The sequence below is a fragment of the Frigoribacterium faeni genome, assembly GCF_007988805.1.
Lineage (GTDB): Bacteria > Actinomycetota > Actinomycetes > Actinomycetales > Microbacteriaceae > Frigoribacterium > Frigoribacterium faeni.
In genome coordinates this window covers 94267-115512 of the sequence record NZ_BJUV01000007.1, presented here as the reverse complement: position 1 = coordinate 115512, position 21246 = coordinate 94267, and the positions used below count along the sequence as shown (strand labels likewise).

The 21246-nt window shown below is 71.3% G+C and carries 19 protein-coding genes; 9 read left to right on the top strand and 10 right to left on the bottom strand.

Features of this window, described 5'->3' with window-relative positions:
* Positions 1-41: 41 nt before the first annotated feature.
* Genes FFA01_RS05205 through FFA01_RS05195 form a run of 3 tightly spaced genes read right to left on the bottom strand, consistent with a single transcriptional unit; the run spans position 42 to position 3270 of the window.
* Complete coding sequence (locus FFA01_RS05205; RefSeq protein ID WP_146853682.1) at positions 42-968, bottom strand: carbohydrate ABC transporter permease; 927 nt, start codon at positions 966-968, stop codon at positions 42-44.
* Positions 965-1942 carry a carbohydrate ABC transporter permease gene (locus FFA01_RS05200; protein WP_146853680.1) on the bottom strand — a complete coding sequence of 326 codons (978 nt, stop codon included), beginning with the start codon at positions 1940-1942 and terminating at the stop codon, positions 965-967. The genes FFA01_RS05205 and FFA01_RS05200 overlap by 4 nt, the downstream gene beginning before the upstream one ends.
* Positions 1943-1944: 2 nt before the next feature.
* Complete coding sequence (locus FFA01_RS05195; RefSeq protein ID WP_146853718.1) at positions 1945-3270, bottom strand: ABC transporter substrate-binding protein; 1326 nt, start codon at positions 3268-3270, stop codon at positions 1945-1947.
* A gap of 201 nt (positions 3271-3471) precedes the next feature.
* On the opposite strand from FFA01_RS05195, the gene FFA01_RS05190 reads away from it, so the two are divergent.
* The 3 genes from FFA01_RS05190 (at position 3472) to FFA01_RS05180 (ending at position 7040) form a co-directional block, all read left to right on the top strand.
* Entirely contained in the window at positions 3472-4431 is a 960-nt protein-coding gene (locus FFA01_RS05190) for a sugar-binding transcriptional regulator (RefSeq protein WP_146853678.1), read from the top strand.
* Positions 4432-4477: 46 nt separating this feature from the next.
* On the top strand, positions 4478-6034 hold the full coding sequence (locus FFA01_RS05185; protein WP_146853676.1) for a xylulokinase: 1557 nt from the start codon (positions 4478-4480) through the stop codon (positions 6032-6034).
* Between the two features lie 283 nt (positions 6035-6317).
* Complete coding sequence (locus FFA01_RS05180) at positions 6318-7040, top strand: metal-dependent transcriptional regulator (RefSeq protein ID WP_146853674.1); 723 nt, start codon at positions 6318-6320, stop codon at positions 7038-7040.
* Positions 7041-7672: 632 nt separating this feature from the next.
* Here FFA01_RS05180 and FFA01_RS05170 read toward each other — a convergent pair.
* The 6 genes from FFA01_RS05170 to FFA01_RS05145 all read right to left on the bottom strand — a co-directional run bounded on the left by FFA01_RS05170 (position 7673) and on the right by FFA01_RS05145 (position 15672).
* Positions 7673-8851: an ROK family transcriptional regulator gene (locus FFA01_RS05170; protein ID WP_146853670.1), complete on the bottom strand. Its 1179-nt coding sequence runs from the start codon at positions 8849-8851 to the stop codon at positions 7673-7675.
* 63 nt (positions 8852-8914) lie between these two features.
* Positions 8915-11227 (bottom strand): alpha-xylosidase, encoded by a 2313-nt coding sequence (gene yicI, locus FFA01_RS05165; protein WP_146853668.1) that lies wholly within the window; start codon positions 11225-11227, stop codon positions 8915-8917.
* A gap of 25 nt (positions 11228-11252) precedes the next feature.
* Positions 11253-12167 carry a carbohydrate ABC transporter permease gene (locus FFA01_RS05160; protein ID WP_146853666.1) on the bottom strand — a complete coding sequence of 305 codons (915 nt, stop codon included), beginning with the start codon at positions 12165-12167 and terminating at the stop codon, positions 11253-11255.
* Complete coding sequence (locus FFA01_RS05155) at positions 12167-13198, bottom strand: carbohydrate ABC transporter permease (protein ID WP_146853664.1); 1032 nt, start codon at positions 13196-13198, stop codon at positions 12167-12169. Before FFA01_RS05155 ends, FFA01_RS05160 begins: the two co-directional genes overlap by 1 nt.
* Before the next feature lie 4 nt (positions 13199-13202).
* Positions 13203-14498, bottom strand: coding sequence for an ABC transporter substrate-binding protein (locus FFA01_RS05150; RefSeq protein ID WP_146853662.1), 1296 nt, complete (start codon positions 14496-14498; stop codon positions 13203-13205).
* A gap of 157 nt (positions 14499-14655) precedes the next feature.
* Positions 14656-15672, bottom strand: a complete 1017-nt coding sequence (locus FFA01_RS05145; RefSeq protein ID WP_182501174.1) for a LacI family DNA-binding transcriptional regulator — start codon at positions 15670-15672, stop codon at positions 14656-14658.
* 239 nt (positions 15673-15911) lie between these two features.
* On the opposite strand from FFA01_RS05145, the gene xylA reads away from it, so the two are divergent.
* Positions 15912-17105 carry a xylose isomerase gene (xylA, locus tag FFA01_RS05140; RefSeq protein WP_146853658.1) on the top strand — a complete coding sequence of 398 codons (1194 nt, stop codon included), beginning with the start codon at positions 15912-15914 and terminating at the stop codon, positions 17103-17105.
* Between the two features lie 194 nt (positions 17106-17299).
* Here xylA and FFA01_RS05135 read toward each other — a convergent pair whose 3' ends face one another.
* The gene (locus FFA01_RS05135; protein ID WP_146853656.1) at positions 17300-18148 is read right to left on the bottom strand and encodes a GDSL-type esterase/lipase family protein; all 849 of its coding nucleotides are present in this window, start codon (positions 18146-18148) and stop codon (positions 17300-17302) included.
* 427 nt (positions 18149-18575) lie between these two features.
* On the opposite strand from FFA01_RS05135, the gene FFA01_RS05130 reads away from it, so the two are divergent.
* Genes FFA01_RS05130 through FFA01_RS05110 form a run of 5 tightly spaced genes read left to right on the top strand, consistent with a single transcriptional unit; the run spans position 18576 to position 21196 of the window.
* The gene (locus FFA01_RS05130) at positions 18576-19373 is read left to right on the top strand and encodes an alpha/beta hydrolase (RefSeq protein ID WP_146853654.1); all 798 of its coding nucleotides are present in this window, start codon (positions 18576-18578) and stop codon (positions 19371-19373) included.
* A 14-nt stretch (positions 19374-19387) separates the two neighbouring features.
* Positions 19388-19720, top strand: a complete 333-nt coding sequence (locus FFA01_RS05125) for a PadR family transcriptional regulator (protein WP_146853652.1) — start codon at positions 19388-19390, stop codon at positions 19718-19720.
* Positions 19717-20547 (top strand): hypothetical protein, encoded by an 831-nt coding sequence (locus FFA01_RS05120; RefSeq protein ID WP_146853650.1) that lies wholly within the window; start codon positions 19717-19719, stop codon positions 20545-20547. The genes FFA01_RS05125 and FFA01_RS05120 overlap by 4 nt, the downstream gene beginning before the upstream one ends.
* Before the next feature lie 56 nt (positions 20548-20603).
* Positions 20604-20936, top strand: coding sequence for a DUF4333 domain-containing protein (locus FFA01_RS05115; RefSeq protein ID WP_146853648.1), 333 nt, complete (start codon positions 20604-20606; stop codon positions 20934-20936).
* Positions 20933-21196, top strand: a complete 264-nt coding sequence (locus tag FFA01_RS05110; protein ID WP_146853646.1) for a hypothetical protein — start codon at positions 20933-20935, stop codon at positions 21194-21196. Before FFA01_RS05115 ends, FFA01_RS05110 begins: the two co-directional genes overlap by 4 nt.
* Positions 21197-21246: the final 50 nt, after the last annotated feature.

Here is a 21246-nt window from a genome sequence, read left to right as displayed (position 1 = left end):
GTGGTGCGGGTGAGGCGATGACGGAAGCGGGGAGGCGCGGTCTACTTGACGGCGCCGAGCGAGAGTCCCTGGACGAGCTTGTCCTGGGCGGCGAACCCGGCGACCAGCACCGGGAACGACACCGCGACGGCGGCGGCGCAGACCTGGGCGAGGAACAGCCCCTGACTCGTGACGAAGCTCGTGAGGAAGACCGGCGCGGTGAACGCCTGCGTGCTGGTCAGCACGCTCGCGAAGAGGAGCTCGTTCCAGCTGAAGATGAAGCAGATCAGCGCGGTGGCGGCCAGGCCGGGGCCCGAGATCGGCACGATGATGCGGCGGAAGATCGACGGCAGGCTCGCGCCGTCGATGGCCGCGGCCTCGAGGATCTCGACCGGGATCTCGGACAGGAACGACCGGAGCATCCAGATCGCGATGGGCAGGTTCATCGACGTGTAGAGCACGATCAGCAGGCCGACGCTGTCGAGGGCTCCGAGCCGCGACGCGATCAGGTAGATCGGCAGCAGACCGGCGACCATCGGCAGCATCTTGGTCGACAGGAAGAAGAACATCACGTCGGACCACTTCCGCACCGGCCGGATGCTGAGCGCGTAGGCGGCCGGCAGGGCCAGCACGAGCACGAGCAGCGTGGAGAGGATCGACGCCGTCGCACTGTTGATCAACGGCGGCCACGGACTGGCCCCCGAGCTGGCGCCGAAGAAGTTCGCGTAGCCGTCGAGGGTGAGCGGCGCGAGGATCGACGGCGGGTTCGTGGCCGCGTCGGTCTCGCTGTGGAAGCTGGTCAGCACCATCCAGGCGACCGGCGCGAAGAACGCGAGCCCGACCAGCCAGGCGACGAGCCCGAGCAGGGCCCCGCCGGCACGACCGCGGCGACTGCGCCCTGCGAGGACCCCGGGAGCCGAGGAGGCGCGGGCCGGCCTGCTCCGTCGGGTCGCGACGGTCGCGGGCCGGTCGAGGGTGGGTGCGGTCATCGGTTCTCCTCCTTGAGAAGCGTGGAGACGCTGCGCAGGGCGAAGGTCGCGATGACGATCGTCCCGATCACGACGATCACGCCGGCGGCCGAGGCCGCGCCGTAGTCGTGCGCCTGGAAGAACTGCTGGTAGATCGTGTACGGCAGGTTCGCCGTGCCGAGACCGCCCGAGGTGATGGTGAACACCGCGTCGAAGTTCTGGACGATGTAGATGGAGCCGAGCAGGGCCGCGAGCTCCAGGTAGCGGCGCATGTGCGGCAGCGTCATGAAGCGGAAGACCTGCCACGCCGACGCGCCGTCGACCCGGGCGGCCTCGATGACGTCGAGCGGTCGGCTCTGCAGGCCGGCCAGCAGGATGAGCATCATGAACGGCGTCCACTGCCAGATGAGCGCGGCCTCGACCGCGATCAGGGGGTTGTTCGTGATCCAGTCCGGCTGCGGGGCCGTGGCGCCGAACAGGCCGAAGAGCCAGTTGAGCGCCCCGTTGAACAGGCCGTACTCGGGGTTGAAGAGCGCGTGCTTCCAGACCAGGGCCGCCGCGACGGGCACGACCAGGAACGGGGCGATCATGATCGTCCGAACGACGCCGCGGCCGAGGAAGCTGCGGTCGAGCAGCATCGCGACCACCATGCCGAGCACGAGGCTCACGAGCACGACCGTCACGGTCAGGATGATCGTCGTCAGCACCGACATCCGCATGTTCGCGTCCGTGAACACGTTGATGTAGTTGTCGAACCCGCCGAAGGCGACGTCGTTCGGGTAGAGCGAGTTCCAGTTGACGAACGACACGATGATCGTGATCACGAACGGCACCTGGGTGACCGCGATCACGAAGATCAGGGCGGGGAGGAGCGGGGCCCGGCGGGCCCACGCCCCGGCCCTGGCCAGGGTCGCCGCATCCTTGCGAGGAGTGCGGAAACCCGGGGCCGAGGGCCGGGGCTCGTGCGGAGCCGGTGCTTCGACGGTGGCGGTCATGACTACTTCTGGTACTTCTCGCTGACCTTCTCGGCCAGTCCCTGCCCGGTGGACAGCGCCTCCTCGACGGTCTGCTTGCCGGCGATCGCCGCGCTCACGTCCTGCGAGACCTGAGTGGCCATGTCGGCGAACTCGGGCACGGCGACGAACTGGATGCCGGGGGCCGGACGCGGCTGCACGCCGGGGTTGTCGGGGTCGGCGCTCGTGATGGCGTCCTCGGTCTGCTGATAGAACGGAGCGGCCGCGGCCTGGTAGTCGGGGTTGTCGTAGGTGCTGGCTCGCTTGCCGGCGGGGACGCTCGACCAGCCGATCTTCTCGGCGACGAGCTCCTCGTACTCCTTGCTCGAGGCCCACTCGACGAACTTCGCCGCGGCGTCCTGGTTCTTGCCGGCCTTCTGGATGCCCCAGGCCCAGGTGTACAGCCAGCCCGAGCTGGCGGTGTCGACGACCGGTGCGGCGGCGTAGCCGATCTTGCCCTTGACGGGCGAGTCGTCCGCTTCGAGGCTGCCGGCGGCGCTGGTGGCGTCGTACCACATGGCGACCTTGCCCTGCTGGAGGTTGTTGAGGCACTCGGTGAAGCCGGCCTGCGGGGCGCCGGACTCGCCGTGGTCCTGCACGAGCTTCACGTAGAAGTCGACGGCCTCCGTGAACTCGGGGCTGTCGACCTCGGCGTCCCAGTTCTCGTCGAACCAGGTGCCGCCGAACGTGTTGACCACGGTGGTGAGCGGGGCGAAGATCTGGCCCCAGCCGGGCTGGCCGCGCAGGCAGATGCCCTTCATGCCGTCCTCGACCCCGTCGACCTGGGCCGCGAGATCGGCGACCTCCTGCCAGGTGGGGTTGTCGGGCATCGTCACGCCGGCCTTCTCGAAGACGTCGGTGCGGTACATCAGGAACGACGACTCGCCGTAGAACGGCTCGGCGTAGAGCTTGCCGTCGGCGCCGGTGAGGGCCTTGGTCATCGGCTCGAGGATGTCGCTCTGGTCGAAGTCGCTGCTGGCCGCCACGGTGTCGTCGAGCGGCGAGAGCCAGCCGTTGGCCGCGTAGCTCGGCACCTCGTAGTTGCTGAGCGAGGCGACGTCGTACTGACCGGCCTGGCTCGAGAACTCCTGGCTGATCTTGGCGCGGACGTCGTTCTCGGGCAGCACGGTGTAGTTCACCTTGATGCCGGTGTCCTTCGTGAAGGAATCGGCGGTGAGCTTCTGCAGGTCGACCATCTGCGGGTTGTTGACCATCAGCACGTTGACCTCGTCGTCGCCGCCGGACGCCGACGATCCGCCGGCACCTCCGCAGGCGCTGAGCCCGAGGGCTGCTGCGACGCCCACCGACATCGCGATCGTGAGCTTGCTGGCTCGGTTGACTGATCTCACGGGACCTCCATTGGTCGTGACGAGCGGTGCGTCGGGTGAGGCGATGCTGGATCGCTCAGATGAGCGCGCCTCCTCAGATGTGCAGGAGTCTGACACGACTGACGCAGATGTGCAAGAGGGCTCAGATGAGACACAATGGCGTGACCTCGAGAAAGCGACAGCATGGAGCGACGAACCCCCGGGCCCGACCGCGAGCAGCGGATCCTGATGGCCGACCTGGCCCGCGCGTACTACGTGGAGGACCGCTCGAAGGTGGACCTCGCGACGCGGTTCGGCCTGAGCCGGTTCCAGGTCGCGAAGCTGCTGCGGAGCGCCCGTGAGAACGGCGTCGTCTCGATCGCGATCAACGACCCGCGTCGCCCGTCGCTCGACGACGACCTCGCCCACCTGCTCGGCATCGACCGCGTCCAGGTGGTCGACGTCGCCGACGTCACGGCCCGCCAGGGCGGCGAACGCGTCGGCACCGCGGTGATGACCGCCCTGACGCACACCCTCCGCCCGCGCACCACCGTCGGCATCTCGTGGTCGCGCACGATGGACCTCGCCGCGCGCTCCATGCCCGACCTGCCGCCGTGCACGATCGTGCAACTGGCCGGGGCTCTGCAGATCGCCGGATCGGGCACGCTGCCGCAGGTGATCGGCACCCTCGGCGGCTCCGCCGAGATCACCACGCTGCCCATCCACGCGCCTCTCGTCGTCGACAACGCCTCGACGGCACGCGACCTGATGCGTCAGCCCGAGATCGCCGAGGCCCTCGACCGGGCCGACCGCCTCGACCTCGCCGTCGTCGCGATCGGCGGCTGGAGCCGGGGCGAGTCGAGCGTCTGGGAGAAGGTCGCGGCCGGCGACCGCGACGAGGCCGCCGCCGGAGGAGCCGTCGGCGAGATCTCGGGGCGCCTGTTCAACGCCGAGGGCCGCCACGTGACCACGTCGCTCGACGACCGGCTGATCGGCGTGCGGATCGACCAGCTCGCCGCGACCCCGCAGGTGATCGCCGTGGCCCACGGCGCTGGCCGGGCCGAGGCCGTGGTCGCGGCGGCACGAGCCGGGTTCGTCACGCACCTCGTCGTGGACAGTACGCTGGCCGAGGCGCTCGTCGGACTGCTCGACCGACGCCCCTGACGCCCCACCCGCATCACCCCACCCGAGACTCGACGAGGAGTTGTCCGTGACGACCGAAACACCCACGAACCCGACGCTGGTGGCCGGAGTGGACTCGTCCACCCAGAGCTGCAAGGTCGTCGTCCGCGAGGCCGACACCGGACGCCTCGTGCGGCAGGGCACCGCGAAGCACCCGGAGGGCACCGAGGTGCCGCCCGAGGCCTGGTGGGAGGCGCTGGTCGCCGCCATCGAGGCGGCCGGCGGTCTCGACGACGTCGCGGCGATCTCGGTCGCGGGTCAGCAGCACGGCCTCGTCGCCCTCGACTCCGACGGGGCCGTCGTCCGCGACGCCCTGCTCTGGAACGACACCCGCAGCGCCCGGGCCGCCCACGACCTCATCGACGAGGTCGGCGCCGCCGAGTACGCCCGCCGGACGGGATCGGTGCCGGTCGCGTCGTTCACCGCCACGAAGCTCCGCTGGCTGCGCGACGCCGAACCCGAGAACGCCGCCCGGGTCGCCGCGGTGGCGCTGCCGCACGACTGGCTGACCTGGCGACTCCTCGGGTACGGGACCCGCGCCTCCTCGGCTCTCGGCCCCGACCTCGAGGCCCTCGTCACCGACCGGTCCGACGCCAGCGGCACCTCGTACTGGAGCCCCGCCGACGAGGCCTACGACCTCGACCTGTTCGAGCGCGCGCTCGGCCGAGCCGGCCGCGAGGCCGGCGGCGCCGATCGAGGTGACGCGTCGGGTGCCGCTCCGACGGGCGAGAGCCCCGAAAGCGTCACCTCGACGGCCGACGGTCGCGTCGTGCTCCCCCGCGTGCTGCAGGCCGAGGAGGCGGCGGGCACCACGGTCGCGCACGGTCCCGTCCCCGCGGGGCTCGTCGTCGGCGCCGGGGCGGGCGACAACGCCGGCGCCGCCCTGGGGCTCGACGCCACCGTCGGCGATCTCGTGATCAGCATCGGCACGAGCGGCACCGCGTTCGCCGTGACCGACGCGCCCGTGACCGACGGCGACGGCACGGTCGCCGGGTTCGCCGACGCCGCGGGAGGGTTCCTGCCGCTCGTCGCCACGTTGAACGCGGCCCGCGTGCTCGCCTCGATCGGCACGCTGCTCGGCGTCGATCACGATGAGTTCGCCCGCCTGGCCCTCGCCGCCCAGCCGGGATCGGGCGGCCTCTCGCTCGTGCCGTACTTCGAGGGCGAACGGACCCCCGACCTGCCCGATGCGACGGCGACCCTGTCCGGTCTCACCCTCGCCTCGACCACCCGCGAGAACCTCGCCCGCGCCGCCATCGAGGGCATGCTCTCCGCCCTCGCCGACGGGGCCGCCGCGGTGCGCGACCAGGGCGTCGAGGTGCGGCGGGCCCTGCTGATCGGCGGGGCCGCCCTCAACCCGGCCGTCCAGGCGGTGGCCGCCCAGGTGTTCGACGTCCCCGTGGTCGTGCCCTCGCCCGGCGAGTACGTCGCCGACGGCGCCGCCCGCCAGGCGGCCTGGGCCCTCTCGGGGACGCGACCCCGGTGGGGCCTGTCGACCAGCGCCTCCTTCGACCCGGAGCCGCAGCCCGCCATCTCGGCGCGCTACCGCGAGGCGCAGGCGCTGGGGTCGCTGTCGCGGCCGTAGGGGGCGCGGGGGCGGGCGGGTCTGCGCACGCGCTGTGCGTGCGGCGGCGGGCCCGCGTCTGAGCGTGCCGCGGCGGGTCGGCGTCTGAGCGTGCCGGGGCGGGCCCGCGTCTGAGCGTGCCGCGGCGGGTCGGGTTCACCGGCGGCGGGTTGACGTCATGGGCGGCGGGTCAGCGTGGCGGCGGCGGGTCCGCTTCACCGGGGGCGGGTCAGCGCTGACCCGCCGCCGACGACCGCCACCCGCCGCGGCCGGGAGAGCTGGGCCCGCCGCCTAGAATCGAGGCATGCCAACGGAAGCCGGGTCGGCGCCCTCGACGATGACCGAGAACTACCTCAAGGTCATCTGGAAAGCCGACGAGTGGGCCGCCGCCGGCGCCGAGACGGGCATCACGACGAACGAGATCGCGGCGATCCTCGGCGTCGGCGCCTCGACCGTGTCGGGCAATCTGCGCAAGCTCGAGCGCGACGGCTACATCGACTACGAGCCGTACCGGCGCATCGCCCTCACCGACACCGGCCGTGCGATCGCCGTCGCCGTCGTGCGGAGGCACCGCCTGATCGAGACCTACCTCGTCGAGCGGCTCGGCTACTCGTGGGACGAGGTGCACGACGAGGCCGAGGTGCTCGAGCACGCCGTCAGCGATCGGCTGCTCGAGGCGTTCGACGCGGAGCTCGGCCGTCCCACCGCCGACCCGCACGGCGACCCGATCCCCGCGACCGACGGCACGATCGTGCGACCGCCGGCCCACCAGCTGGGCGAGTTCGCCGAAGGGGAGTGCGGCTTCGTCGTCCGGGTGTCCGACGACGAGCCCGAGCTGCTGCGCTACCTGAGCTCGCTCGACCTGCGGGTCGGCGCGCACGTGCGCGTCGGCGAGCGCCGCGACTACGCGGGGTCGCTGCAGGTCGTGTTGACGGACGCGCACGACCGCCCGCTCGGCACCGTCGAACTGGCCGGGCCGGCCGCGGCGTCGGTGTGGGCCAACTCCGAGCCGCACGCGCACGCCTGAGTCCCAGGGCGCCGTGGGCGCCGCGGGTGGCGCGCGCGGCGCGGGTGCCGCGCGCGGCGCGGGTGCCGCGCGCGGCGTGAGCGGCGTGAGCGGCGTCAGCGCAGCGGGCTGCATGGGTGCCGCGGGCGGCGCCGGACGCGACGGGACGCAGTCAGCGCCTCCCGGCCCGCACCCCTTTGCGTACCGAACCCGACAGGACGCAGCCCGCGCCTCCTGGCCCACACCCCTTTGCGTACCGAACCCGACAGAACGCAGCCCGCGCCTCCCGGTCCACACCCGCTTCGCGTACCGAACCCGACAGAACGCAGCCCGCGCCTCCCGGTCCACACCCGCTTCGCGTACCGAACCCGACCTATGCCTGCGCGACACCCCGAAAAGGCGCCTTCATAGCCTGGTCCGCCTTGCCGTTGTCGCGATTTGCACAACCCACGGGACGAAGCCCGCGCCTTTCCGCTCACACCCGCTTGCGTACCGAACCCGACAAGACGCCCCCCGCGCCTCCCCGGCCACACGCGCTTCGCGTACCGAACCCGACTTCTGCAGACGCAACTCCTCGAAAAGACGCTTTTACAGCGCCCTCTCCTCCCTTGTTGTCGCGATTTGCACGAAGGGGGGCGAGCAGGGCGGGGCGGTCAGGGGAGGCGGGCGCCGGCGGGGTCCGCGAGGAGGCGCGCGAAGGCGAGCTCCGCGGCGCCGATCGTGAGGCGGTCGGCCCCGAGCTCGGCCCGGACGATGCGGAGGTCGTCGGCGGACCCGGGCAGCGCCTGCACGGTCACGCCCGAGAGCAGACGCTCGGGCTCGGCGGCCAGCAGCGACCCGAGGAACCCGCCGAGCACGATCAGCGACGGGTCGAAGACGTTGACGACGTTGCGCAGGGCGATCGACAGCTGATCGACCTGCCGATGCACCTCGACCCGCGCCTCGGAACCGGGAGCGGACGCCGCGAGTGCGGCCGCGAGCTCGTCGGCCTGCGAGCGGTCGAGCCCGGTCGCGGCGAGCAGCGCCGCCTGGCCCACCTCGGTCTCGAGGCAGCCGGTCGCACCGCAGTGGCAGAGCCGACCCACGCTGTTGACGAGGGTGTGCCCGATCTCCCCGGCATAGCCGCCCGAGCCGACGAGGGGCTCACCGCCGACCAGGACTCCCCCGCCGACACCGCTCGCACCGCCGTTGAGGAACACCAGGTCGTCGACGCCGCGGCCCGCACCGAAGCGCCCCTCGGCCACCGCGGCGGCCGAGGCGTCGTTCGCCGCCCGGGCGGGCAGCCCGGTCGCCTCGGCGACCAGCTCGGCGAACGGCTCGTCGACCCAGCCGAGGTGCGGCGCCAGCCGCACGAGACCCCCGTCGGCACGGACCAGACCGGGGACGGCCAGACCGACCCCCACCTCGACCACGCCGGGCGAGTCGACCCGGAGACCCTCGATGACGCTCGCCGCGATCGCCGCAGCGCCCTCCGCCGTCGGGACGCCGTCCGTCTCACGCCGGACCCGCGACCGCACGACGCCGTCGAGGCCGACGACTCCGACCGTGACGGCGTCGATCTCGGGGTTGACCGCATAGGCCACGACGTCGCGGCTGGCGGCGACCATCGGGCTCGGCCGCCCCACGCGGGCGACGCCCACCGGGTCGGTCTCGACGACGAGGCCGCGGTCGACCAGCTCCCCCACCAGCGCGGCGATGGTCGAGCGGTTGAGGCCCGTGGCCTGGGTGAGGGCCGAGCGCGATCGGGGGCCGGCGGCGTGCACCAGACCGAGCAGCGTCGACAGGTTCGCCTGGCGCACCCCGTCGGCGCGCGCCCCGAGTTCGATCGTCACGTGGCCTCCCGGGCCGAGCGTACCGGCTCGCGACAGCCGACCCGATATCGAGGAGGGACGGCGTCAGCCCCAGCCCTGGCCGAAGCGCTCGAGGTGCGGAGCCGGCCGCCCTGCCGCGGAGGCGGCGGAATCCACCGACACCGCGCCTCCTCGGCTGGTCACGACGAAGTCGGCGGACGTGCCGTCCGGCGTCGTCACCGTCACCGTCCGCTCGGCGTCCGGCCCGGCCACGACCCGGAGCGTCAGACCGTCGAGGTAGTCGTGGTCGGGGCGGTCGTCGCGAGCGCCGAGCGGGATGACGGCCCCCTCTCGGAGGTAGAGCGGCAGGCTCATGACATCGTGCGTCTCGGTTCGCCAGACGCCCGAGCCGGCGTCGACGACCTCGCCCGTGAACCAGTTCGTCCAGCGCCCGGCCGGCAGGTAGACCTCGACCGTGCCGTCCGCGGAGAACACCGGGGCGACGAGCAGGTCGTCGCCGAGCAGGTACTGGGTGTCGACGTGCGCCGCGCCGCGGTCGCCCGGGAACGCCAGCGCCATCGGACGCATGACCGGCAGACCGGTGCGAGCCGACTCGAGCCCTGCCGCGTAGAGGTAGGGCATGAGCCGCAGCTTGAGCTTCGTGAACACCCGGGTCACCTCGACGGCCTCGTCGTCGAACGCCCACGGCACGCGCACCGAGCTGCTGCCGTGGAACCGGCTGTGGCTGGAGAGCAGGCCGAACGCCGTCCAGCGCTTGTAGACGTCGGGGTCGGGGGTGCCCTCGAAGCCGCCGATGTCGTGGCTCCAGAACGAGAAGCCGCTCATCGCCAGCGAGAGACCGCCGCGCAGGGTCTCGGCCATCGACTCGAAGGTCGACGTCGAGTCGCCGCCCCAGTGCACCGGGAGCGCCTGGCCGCCGGTCGTCGCGGAACGGGCGAAGACGACCGCGTCGCCCTCGCCGCGCACCTCCTCGAGCACGTCGAAGACGGCCTTGTTGTAGAGCTGCGTGTACCAGTTGTGCATGCGCTCGGGGTCGGAGCCGTCGTGCCAGACGACGTCGGTCGGGATGCGCTCGCCGAAGTCGGTCTTGAACGCGTCGACTCCCTGGGCCTGCAGCTCGCGGAGCTTGCCCTGGAACCACTCCGTCGCGTCGGGGTTCGTGAAGTCGACCAGGCCCATCCCGGCCTGCCAGAGGTCCCACTGCCAGACGCTGCCGTCGGGGTTCCTCACCAGGTAGCCGGCGTCGGCCGCCTCGCGGAACAGCTTCGAGCGCTGCCCGATGTAGGGGTTGATCCAGACGCAGACCCGCAGGTCGCGCTCGTGCAGTCGGGCGAGCATGCCCTCCGGGTCGGGGAAGACCCGAGCGTCCCACTCGAAGTCGCACCACTGGAACTCGCGCATCCAGAAGCAGTCGAAGTGGAACACGCTGATCGGCATGTCGCGCGCGGCCATCTCGTCGACGAACGCGGTGACGGTCTCCTCGTCGTAGTCGGTCGTGAACGAGGTCGAGAGCCAGAGCCCGTAGGACCAGGCGGGCACGTGGGCGGGGCGACCGGTCAGGCGCGTGTAGCGGTCGAGCACGTCGGCCGGCGTCGGGCCCGCGATCACCAGGTAGCGGAGGGTCTCCCCCGCCACCGAGAACTGCACCCGCTCGACCGACTCCGAGCCGATCTCGTACGAGACGTGGCCCGGGTGGTCGACGAGCACGCCGTAGCCGCGGTTCGTCAGGTAGAAGGGCACGTTCTTGTAGGCCTGCTCGCTCGACGTGCCCCCGTCGGCGTTCCACACGTCGACGGTCTGGCCGTTCTTCACCAGCGGCCCGAAGCGCTCGCCGAGGCCGTAGACGAGCTCGCCGACGCCCAGCGAGAGCTGCTGCGACACGTAGCTCGGGGCGAGGACGCGCCCGGTGCCGGCCCGCGCGTTGCCGAGCATGGCCCCGTCGACCTGCGCGTCGGCGGCGACCCGGTGGTAGCCGACCGACTTGTGGCCAGAGCGGGTGAGGACGGTGTCGCCGTCGCGGAAGGCGAGGTCAAACGGCGCGCCGCGACCCACGGTGGCGGTGAGGCGCCCCGAGGTCAGGGTCGCGCCTCCCTCGGTCTCCTCGACGACCCCGACGCCCGCCGGTCCGCCCTCGGCCCCGACCAGGTCGAACCCGATCTCGTCGCGCCCGCCGGCGAAGTGCGTGACCTCGACGGCGATGACGCCCTCCATCGGCGAGCTCAGGGCGACCGTGAGGGTCGGCCGGTTGAGGGTGTCCCCGCGCGAGGCGATCACCTTGGTGGGCGCGGTGACCTCGATCGAGCGGCCGTCCGAGCGGGGCTCGACGTCGTAGGCCTCCTGGGCGAAGAGCGACTCGACCCCCGGTCGGGTCTGCCAGAAACCGTCGGTGAACTTCATGTGGTGCCTTTCGGAGTGGAACGCGTCACTTGACCGCGCCCGCGGTGATGCCGCGGGTGAGGGTGCGCTGGAAGATGAGGAAGAACACGAGCGTCGGGATGAGGCCCAGCAGCGCCGACGCGCTGGTCGTGGTGACGTCCATCAGGCGGTCGCCCTGCAGCGCCGTGATGGCGACCGGCACCGTCTGGTTGGAGTTCGAGACGAGGAACGTCAACGGGATCAGGAACTCGTTCCAGGTCCAGATGAAGAAGAAGATCGCGAGCACCGACAGGGTCGGCCGGCTGATCGGCACGATCACCCGCCAGAGGATCTGCCACCGGCTGGCCCCGTCGAGCGACGCGGCCTCGAGCACCTCCTTCGGGAACGTGCCGTAGACGCTCGACAGCAGATAGGTGCCGAAGGCGCTCTGGATCACGGTGAAGATGATGATGACCGCCCAGATGTTGTCGTAGAGGCCCACCTGCTTGAACATGAAGTACAGCGGGTAGAGCAGCGCCTCCTGCGGCAGCATGTTCGCCAGCAGGAACAGGATGATGATCCAGGTGCGGCCGCGCACCCGGCCGATGCCGAGCGCGTAGGCGTTGAGCACCGAGATGACGACGGCGGCCAGGGCCACGACGCCCGAGATCACGAAGCTGTTCCAGAGCTTGGCCGGGAAGTCGACGCGCTCCCAGAACGCGACGATCCCGTCGAGGTAGATGGCCGTCGGCAGGCTCAGCGGGCCGCCGTTCGTGTAGTCCTGCGGCGACTTGAACGAGTTGACCAGGATCAGGAGGAACGGCAGAGCGACCAGCACGCCGAACGCGATCGCCGCGCCCAGGATGACCCAGTCGGCGACGGTCTTCTTCCTCTTGCGCTGCTTCGCCTTCGGCAGGCGCGGTGAGGGGATCGACGACCGGGTGCGGCCGTCCTCCACGGGCGGGACGAGGGTGGTGGCCATCAACGTTCCCTCTCGGCTCGTTCGACCCGGTTCTGGGCCTGGATGAAGAAGATGGTGATGACGACGATCACCAGGGTGAGGGCCGTCGCGATGGTCGCGCCGTAGCCGACCTGCTGGCTCTGGAAGAACTCGCTGTAGGCGTAGTAGCTCGGCACGATCGTCGAGTCGCCGGGGCCGCCGCGGGTGAGCGCGTAGATCGGCCCGAAGACCTTGAGCGCGGCGATGGTGCAGGTCAGGACGACGACGAAGATCTCGGGGCGGATGATGCTGACCGTGATCGCGCGGAATCGCTGGAACCAGCCCGCGCCGTCGAGCTCGGCGGCCTCGTACAGCTCGGGGTCGACCCGCTGCAGGGCGGCCATGAAGATGACGACGGGGTAGCCGAGCTGGACCCAGACCATCACTACCATGATGCTGAGCAGCGCCGTGTCCGGGCTGCCGAGCCAGTTGTGCTGGAGGGCGCCGAGCCCGATCGCGTCGAGCACGGTGTTCAGCGCGCCGTTCTCGGGTCGGAGGATCCAGCCGATCACGATGGCCGCGATGGCCACCGGCAGGATCTGCGGCAGGTAGTAGGTCGCCCGCAGGAACGACGCGAGACGACCGCCGAACTTGCGGCCGATCAGGTCGAAGAGCATCGCCGCGAGCAGCAGGCCGAGCACCGTCGGCACCACGACCATGGCGATGATCAGGAACACGCTGTTGAGGAACGACGTCCAGAAGCGATCGTCGACCAGCAGCTCGCGCCAGTTGTCGAGGCCCGCCCAGGTCGGCGGTCGGATGCCTCGGTAGTCGGTGAAGCTGAGGTAGACGTTCCAGATCAGCGGCACGAGCACGATGACCGTGAACAGCACGAAGCCGGGGATCAGGTACAGCCAGAAGCCACGGCGGCTCGCACCCGGCAGCAGGCTCTGCTCGGGCGGGAGGGCGGTGCGGGGCGGGCGGCCCTGCCGCCCCGTGGGGGCCGGGACGGTCGGCGTGGTGCGCCGACCCTCCCGGCTCTCGCGCGCCTCCTCGGTGTCGACGGAGGTCATCGGACTACCGGCCCGTGATGTCGTCGACGCCGCTCTGGTACTGGTCGCCCAGGGTGGTCAGCATCTCGGACGGCGACGTGGTGCCATTGACCAGCTCCTGCGTCCCGGCCACGAGCTGGTCGTAGAAGGTCGGCGTGGGCCAGTCGGGGTAGAAGGCCAGGCCGTCGCGCTCGACCAGCGTGTTGAAGTTCGCGATCAGCTCCTGGCTCTTGGGGTCGGTGATGTCGGCCGGGTCCGCCTTGACCGGGACCCCGCCGTTGTTGCCGATCAGGTTCTGGATCTCGGGTCGCATCGTGATGTCGATGAACTGGTACGCGAGGTCCTTGTTCGCGGCGTTCTCGGGCACGACCCAGAGGTTGCCGCCCGAGCCCGGTGCCATCTCGCTGCCCGGGAACAGGAACGTGCCCCACTCGAAGCCGGTCGCCTCGGTGACGGCACGTCCGTACCACCACGAGCCGGACACCATGATCGGCGCCTCGCCCTTCATCCACGAGACGCCCATGTCCTCGGCCTTGATGCCGGTGACGTCCTTGGAGATCCAGCCGTTGTCGACGTACTCCTCGAGCTTGTCGGCCGCGTAGCTGAGCTCGGGGCCCTGCCAGTCGACGTCGCCCTCGTAGAGCTGGTAGTCGTCGACGAACGAGCGGTCGGCCTGGCTCAGGGCGAGCTGGTAGAAGAGCTGACCGAGCGGGTACTCGGCGCCGGCCTCGGCCAGCGGCGTCACGCCGTCGTCGGCGAAGGTCTGCAGCGCGGTCTCGAACTCGTCGTACGTGGTCGGCACCTCGACGCCGTACTCGTCGAACATGTCCTTGTTGTAGTAGACCTCGACGTACTCGCCGTAGTTCGGGATGCCGTACCAGCTGCCCGAGCCCATGATCCCGTTCTCGTCGTACTTCGAGGTGGTGGCGATCGACGGGGCGAGGTCGTCCTCCCAGCCGTACTCGGCGACGGCGTCGTCCATGTTGGCGAGCAGGCCCTGGCTGGCGAGCAGACCCGCGGTCGCGTTGCCCTTGTTGTACTCGAGGATGTCGGGTGCCTCGTTCGAGTTGAGCACCTGGCTGGCGGTCGAGCGGATCTGCTCGAAGCTCTTCTCCTCGAACTCGACCTTCGCGCCGGTCTCCTCCTCGAAGACCTCGATGGCCTCGTTCCAGGCGATGCCCATGGCGCTCTCCTGGCCCTCGAAGTGCCAGAGCTTCAGGGTGTTCGGGTCGGATGACCCTCCGCCGGCGGAGCAGCCGGCCAGCAGGGCGGCGGTGGCCGCGAAGGCCGTGCCCGCCGCGAGGATGCGTCGTGTGTTCATCGTTCTACCTCCTTGTAGAGTGCCCGCGCTCGGGGTGTCGAAGCGTTTCGACGATTGACGGCGAGCGGCGGTGCGGGTGTCGTGCGGTGATGGTGCGAGATGTGACGGTGGTGCGGGTGCGTCGGTGCGGTGGTGCGGTGGTGCGGGACGGTGAGGTTCAGGAGGCGCGGGCCGGCTCGATGACCGACCCCTTCGCCAGGTAGGTGGGCGCGATCAGCTCGACGCCGGTGTCGGTCCGGCCGTCGATGCGCTCGAACGCGGCGTCGACCGCGCGGGAGCACATCTCGTCGATCGGCAGCGGGATGGTGTCGAGGGCGGGGTCGAGCTCGTCGGCCGCGTAGCTCGCGCAGGCCGCGAGCACCGAGAGGTCGCGGGGGATCTCGACGCCCAGGCGTCGGAGCCGGTGCAGCACGGCCTCGGCCGTCGGCTCGCTGCAGTGCAGCACGAGCGCCGTCATCGCCGGCAGCCGCTCGCGCAGCTCGTCGAGGGCCCGGGTCGCGGGCGCCCGACCCAGGTCGGTGGCGATCGTCAGGGTCGCGACGTCGCGCTCGGCCGCACGAGCGGCGAAGGCGTCGTCGAAACGGCGGATGAAGCCGGTGTCGCGCTGGTTGTACGACGCCGGGTGCCCGATCACGCCGATCGACGTGTGCCCGAGGTCGGCGAGGCGGTCGACGCCGAGCTCGGCCGCCGACCGGAAGTCGAGGTCGATGCAGGCCAGGTCGTCGACGTCGCGCGGGATGCCGATGAAGCCCGCGGGCAGGCCGAGCTCGCGGACGAGGTCGACGCGCTCGTCGACCGTCGCGACGCCGAGCGCCACGACACCGTCGACGAGCGAGCTGGACGCGACGCGGCGGATGCCCGAGACCTCGTCGTCGGTGGCGAGCAGCAGTACGTCGTAGTCGCGGCGGCGCGCGGCCTCCACGACGGCCGTGACGAACCGCATCTGCGTGGGCTGGTGGTTGTCGGCGCGGATCGGCGCGCTCAGGGCGAGGATGTTCGTCCGGGTGCCGGCCAGCATGCGCGCCCCGGCGTGGGGCCGGTAGCCGAGCCGCTCGACGGCGTCGGTGACCCGCTGGCGGGTGCTCGACGCGATCGAGCGCTTGCCGGAGAGCGCGTACGAGACCGTCGAGATCGAGACTCCCGCGGCCTGCGCCACGTCGTGGATCGTCGCCATGGTGCCCACGCCCTCTCGTCGTCGTCGATGGTCGTCCTCGTGTCCGCGAAGCGCTTCGACGAGGTTCGTGTCGTGACACTACGACAGCGGGCGGCCCGTGCGCAACCGGTTTGTCGCCACGGTCAACAAATGCGGCAGAACACTCGACCGCACGCCGTGCGGCGTATAAGTTGGGGCTGACAACAATCGCGACCACCGCCTCCTGACGGATCGCGACCTCGACCACGAAAGGGACACCGATGTCCGTCACCCCCACCCGCGAAGACAAGTTCTCGTTCGGCCTCTGGACGATCGGCTACACCGGCGCCGACCCGTTCGGCGGACCGACCCGCCCCGACCTGGACGTGGTCGAGGCCGTCGAGAACCTCGACCGTCTCGGCGCCTACGGCCTCACCTTCCACGATGACGACCTCTTCGCCTTCGGCTCGACCGACGCCGAGCGTCAGAAGCAGATCGACCGTCTCAAGGGCGCGCTGGACGCGACCGGCATCGTCGTGCCGATGGTCACCACCAACCTCTTCAGCGCGCCCGTCTTCAAGGACGGCGGCTTCACGTCGAACGACCGCGGCGTCCGTCGCTTCGCCCTGCGCAAGGTGCTGCGCAACATCGACCTCGCCGCCGAGCTCGGCGCCGAGACCTTCGTCATGTGGGGCGGCCGAGAGGGCGCCGAGTACGACAGCGCCAAGGACGTGCAGGCCGCGCTGTCGCGCTACAAGGAGGGCGTCGACATGCTCGCCCAGTACGTGACCGACAAGGGCTACGGACTGCGCTTCGCCATCGAGCCCAAGCCGAACGAGCCCCGTGGCGACATCCTGCTGCCGACGCTCGGCCACGCGATCGCGTTCATCGACACGCTCGAGCGACCCGAGCTGTTCGGGGTCAACCCCGAGGTCGGGCACGAGCAGATGGCCGGCCTGAACTTCACGGCGGGGATCGCGCAGGCGCTCTACCAGGGCAAGCTGTTCCACATCGACCTCAACGGTCAGCGCGGCATCAAATACGACCAGGACCTCGTCTTCGGCCACGGCGACCTGCAGAACGCGTTCTCGCTCGTCGACCTGCTCGAGCACGGCGCCCCGCAGGGCGGGCCCGCCTACGACGGCCCGCGCCACTTCGACTACAAGCCGTCGCGCACCGAGACCATCGAGGGCGTGTGGGAGTCCGCCGCCGCCAACATGCGCATGTACCTGCTGCTGAAGGAGCGCGCACAGGCCTTCCGCGCCGACCCCGAGGTGCAGGAGGCGCTGGTCGCCAGCCAGGTCGCCGAGCTGTCGGTGCCCACTCTCGCCGAGGGAGAGGGCTACGAGGCCCTGCTCTCCGATCGCGCCTCCTACGAGGACTTCGACGCGGCGGCCCACTTCGGCGGTCACGGCTACGGCTTCGTCCGCCTGCAGCAGCTCGCTCTCGAGCACCTGATGGGCGCTCGGGGCTGAGGCGGACGCGCCAGCGTTCGCGCCCCGAGCGCCGACGCGCTCCAGCGCGTCGGACGCGGCTGAAAGCGGAAGCGCCAGCGTTCGCGCCCCGCGCGTCGGACGCGGCTGAGGCGGACGCGCCAGCCGGCCGCCGAAACACACGACGGGCCGCCCACCGATTCAGGTGGGCGGCCCGTCGTCGTGCGCGAGGAGGGCTAGACCGTCTCGACGACGTCCACGACGGATCGCGGGGTGGAGGCGACGGGCACGACGGCCGGCACCTCCCGCTCGTCGGCGACGCGACGGGCGTCGACGCCGTCGAGGGCGGCGTGCACTCGCGGCGCGACGGCCTCGGCCCACTTGCGGTGCATGGTCGACCACGAGAAGAGGTCCTGGACGAACATGCCGTCGAGTTCCCAGGTGGGGAAGGGCACGTGGTCCACACCGACCAGGTCGCGGGCGAGGCGCTCGGTGACCGCGTTCAGACGGTCGATCTGGGCTGCGATCAGTCGCTTGGCGACGGGCGGGATGGAGCGGAAGTCGCCCATCGGGGGGATCGCGGCGAAGACGACCGCGCAGCCCTCGCCCGCCTCGTCGCGGACCTTGGCGATCAGGAGGCGCAGATCGCGCTCCCAGTCGTCTGCGCTCGTCACCGACAGGACGTCGGCGATGCCGAGGAAGACCACGGCGGCGCTCGCACCCTCGGCCAGGAGGGTCGGCATCGTGGCCGCCGTGCGGGCGGTCAGGACAGGGGAGGTCAGCTCGGACCACGAGAGGCCACGTCCCCGAGCCCGGGCCACGCGACGGGCGGTCTGGCTGGAGGTCGTCATCCCGTGGCTCAGCACCCCGAGTCCGGAGACGGCGACGCTGCCGATGAAGGCGATCCGCTCGGGGTTCGGTCCGGCGATGGGCGCGCATCGTTCGTCTCGCGGGAAGATCGAGGCCGAGACCTCTCGGCGGTACATCTCCATGTGGAACGCGAAGAGGGGCCGGCCGGCGGCCAGCAGCAGCGCGGGGAGCCGGGCGGACCGGACGACGGTGTCGTCGCGTCGAATGGGGGCCATGGAGGAATCCTGAGGTCGGGCTCGTGATCGAGCGGGGATGGAACCTCGCGGTGAGGTTCCTCAGAGTCTGTTGAACACGACTTCCGCGGGGGACGCGCGTTCGTTTACGGGATAGCTTCCGCGCAGGCGGATTCGTTTTGTGGATGACGATTCGCGGAGGACAAGAAATGCTGATCAGAAGGCCTATCGACCGGACCCGGCCCCGGGCCGGCTCGGTCGGCATGGCGCGGACGACCCCTGGACTGGGGGTGTGTCCCGTCGGGGAGCCGAACGTGTCGCACCCCTCTGGCGCGCTCGGTCCGCGCATGTACCGACCCGTCGGGGTACATGCGCGGGCCCCTTCCGTACCCCGGCTTCGTTTGATGGACACCGGTTCGGAGCCGTGCACGGATGACGGACACGACGAACGGTCTGCCAGGGTTGCCCCATGCCTCCCACCGCCGCGCCCCTCCGCTGGTACCCCTCCGGCGCACGGCCGACGACCGGCCCGACCCTGCTGTGGCTGCACGGCGGAGGCTTCTTCCGAGGCGGCCTCGATCAGCCCGAGGCGCATGACGTCGCCCGGGCGCTGGCCCGACGCGGACTGGCCGTCGTGACGGTCGACTACCGGCTCGCGCCTCCGCCGGGCCTGCCCTGGGTCGGCGCGCGGGGCGGACGACCGCGAGGCCGGTTCCCCCTGGCGCTCGACGACGTGCTCCGCGCCTATCACCAGGTGAGCGCCCGCACGTCCGGAGGAGTGCTCCTGGGAGGTGCGAGCGCGGGGGCCTGCCTCGCCGCCGGAGCGACCCTCCGCGCCCTCGACGAGGGGGCCCGTCCCGCCGGGGCCGTGTTCGCCTACGGGTTCTTCCACGCCGCGCACCCCCGAGTGCCGGACGCCGGGCGGCGATCGCGCGGTCACCGCCGACTGACGCATGCACCCTGGGCCCTCGACGCGGCGAACCGCAACTACGCCGGTTCCCGCCGGGCCCTCTCCGATCGCCTCACCTTCCCCGGCGGCCACGACCTGGACGGGTTCCCGCGCACTCTCGTCGTGGACGCGGAGCACGACGACATGAGCGCATCCGGAGGCCGGTTCGCAGCCGAGCTCGCCGCCTCGGGAGCCGCCGTCGAGCACCACGTGCTCCCGGGCACGAACCACGCCTTCTTGAACCGACCCCGTCTCGACGCGTTCGACGTCGCCGTGTCGCTGATCGCCGACTGGGCTTGCGCGCCTTATTCGATATAGGTAGCTTTAGCGACATGGACCCCATCACCCGCGTCACCGCGCCGACCCTCGACGTGCTCACGGCCCTGCTGGGCGGCGGCGGGCCCACCTGGGGGCTCGTGATCATCCGCGAGACGGGCCGCCTCCCCGGAACGGTGTACCCCGTGCTCGAGCGTCTCGAACGCCTCGGCTGGTTGACGTCGTCATGGGAGGACGACGCCGAGCGCGCAGGCCCACGGCGCCGCTTCTACGACTTCACCTCCGAGGGGAGGTCGGCCGCGCAGGACCTCGTGGCGGCTCGTGCCACGCCGACCGTCCCGACGCGGTCGGCGCCGGCGATCACGCGCGGCGGGGCGGTGACACCGTGAGCCGCATCGAGCGAGGCGTCGCGATCGTCGCCGAGAACGTCGAGGAGGCGCTGCTCCAGCTGGCCGTCGTGCTCTCGACCGCCGCGCACCGCGATCACCGGCGGGAGCAGTGGGCCGCCGACCTGCGCGACGCCGACGAGCTCGGCATGGCCCGTTCCGCACTCGTCGCGGGCGCGCTCAGCACCGCGATCCTCCACCGCCGATCACCTCGACAGACCATCACGGAGAACCTCATGACCACGTCCGCTCCCGCCATCCGCCCCTCCCCGCACACCATCCCGACCGTGCCCCTCCTCGTCGTCACCGCGCTGCTGTCCATGCTCGCGAGCTCGTTCGCCCTCGTCCTGCTCGGCTCCTTCATCGGCACCCCGGCCCGCCACGTCGCCGCAGGGGGGATCGTCGCTCTGGCGTCCCTCGTCCCCGCCGTGTGCGTGGCGACCGGGGCGCTCCTGAGCCGGGCGCCTCGGCGCGCGCGCCGCCTGGGCGCCGTCGCACTGCTCGCCCTCGGCGTCACCTGGGCCCTGATCCTGCAGGGGCCCCTGCGGATCGACTACTGGCTCGGCGCCGGCCTCGTCGCCTCGGCCGCGACCCTCGTGTGGCTGCTCGTCCAGGGCGTCCGGGGTCCCCGACTCGGTGCGGCGGTCGTCCCGCTCGCCCTCTCCACCCTGATCCTGCTGCTGCTCTCGTCGGTCGTCATCAGCGGGATCTGGTCGACCATCGGCCTGTCGTTCATCCTCGTGAACCTCCTCCCGTTCATCGCGGCGGCCCTCGCCGGCGCCGTCGCGACCCGCGCCCCCATGACGCGGACGCTCCGACCCGCCGGGTAGCCTGTCGCCGGAGGGCGCCCGGGTGGGAGCGCCCCGTCGACTCACCAGGGGGAACCATGAGACCACGACGCGTCATCGACTCCATCGGCGTCGGGCTGCTCCTCGCCGTCACCCTCGCCGGATGCACCGCGTCCGCCTCCGTGACGCGCACCGTGACCCCGGACGCCTTCGAGCGCGTGGTCGTCGACGCCCTGTCGTCCGTCTCCGACGCCACACCCGAGGTGGACTGCGGCGACGACCCGATCGCCGTCGAGGACGGCGCCGAGGTGCACTGCGACGTCAACACGGCCGGCTACGACGTCGTCTACGACTCGGTCGCGACGATCAGCACGGACGGCGGCGGCGACTACCACGTCGAGGTCCAGGTCGACGACGAGCCCGCGCCGTGACCCCCCTCCCCGACGACGGCTCCCGCAGAGACGAGCGGCCGGACGACGCCCTCCAGGACGCCCGGCAGCTCTTCCGCTCGGGCGACGGGGACGAGCCCCCGACCGTCACCCCCGCACCGCGACAGGGGCGCGACACCGTGGACGCGGTCGTCGCGGTGGGCCTCGGCGCAGCGCTGCTGGCCGGTGCGGGTCTGGTGATCCTCGCCATCGCCTCCGTCGTCGTCCCGTTCCTGCTGTTCATCCCGCTCGCCTTCGGCTGATCGGGTACATGCATCTTGCACAGACGTGTGCAAGATCGTAGGATCGGTGG

What these genes read in the sequence shown, in the direction of transcription:
- FFA01_RS05205 (WP_146853682.1), bottom strand. Translation starts at nt 968, where the DNA reads ATGACCGCACCCACCCTCGACCGGCCCGCGACCGTCGCGACCCGACGG.
- FFA01_RS05200 (WP_146853680.1), bottom strand. Translation starts at nt 1,942, where the DNA reads ATGACCGCCACCGTCGAAGCACCGGCTCCGCACGAGCCCCGGCCCTCG.
- FFA01_RS05195 (WP_146853718.1), bottom strand. Translation starts at nt 3,270, where the DNA reads ATGTCGGTGGGCGTCGCAGCAGCCCTCGGGCTCAGCGCCTGCGGAGGT.
- FFA01_RS05190 (WP_146853678.1), top strand. Translation starts at nt 3,472, where the DNA reads ATGGAGCGACGAACCCCCGGGCCCGACCGCGAGCAGCGGATCCTGATG.
- FFA01_RS05180 (WP_146853674.1), top strand. Translation starts at nt 6,318, where the DNA reads ATGCCAACGGAAGCCGGGTCGGCGCCCTCGACGATGACCGAGAACTAC.
- yicI (WP_146853668.1), bottom strand. Translation starts at nt 11,227, where the DNA reads ATGAAGTTCACCGACGGTTTCTGGCAGACCCGACCGGGGGTCGAGTCG.
- FFA01_RS05160 (WP_146853666.1), bottom strand. Translation starts at nt 12,167, where the DNA reads ATGGCCACCACCCTCGTCCCGCCCGTGGAGGACGGCCGCACCCGGTCG.
- FFA01_RS05155 (WP_146853664.1), bottom strand. Translation starts at nt 13,198, where the DNA reads ATGACCTCCGTCGACACCGAGGAGGCGCGCGAGAGCCGGGAGGGTCGG.
- FFA01_RS05150 (WP_146853662.1), bottom strand. Translation starts at nt 14,498, where the DNA reads ATGAACACACGACGCATCCTCGCGGCGGGCACGGCCTTCGCGGCCACC.
- FFA01_RS05145 (WP_182501174.1), bottom strand. Translation starts at nt 15,672, where the DNA reads ATGGCGACGATCCACGACGTGGCGCAGGCCGCGGGAGTCTCGATCTCG.
- xylA (WP_146853658.1), top strand. Translation starts at nt 15,912, where the DNA reads ATGTCCGTCACCCCCACCCGCGAAGACAAGTTCTCGTTCGGCCTCTGG.
- FFA01_RS05135 (WP_146853656.1), bottom strand. Translation starts at nt 18,148, where the DNA reads ATGGCCCCCATTCGACGCGACGACACCGTCGTCCGGTCCGCCCGGCTC.
- FFA01_RS05130 (WP_146853654.1), top strand. Translation starts at nt 18,576, where the DNA reads ATGCCTCCCACCGCCGCGCCCCTCCGCTGGTACCCCTCCGGCGCACGG.
- FFA01_RS05125 (WP_146853652.1), top strand. Translation starts at nt 19,388, where the DNA reads ATGGACCCCATCACCCGCGTCACCGCGCCGACCCTCGACGTGCTCACG.
- FFA01_RS05115 (WP_146853648.1), top strand. Translation starts at nt 20,604, where the DNA reads ATGAGACCACGACGCGTCATCGACTCCATCGGCGTCGGGCTGCTCCTC.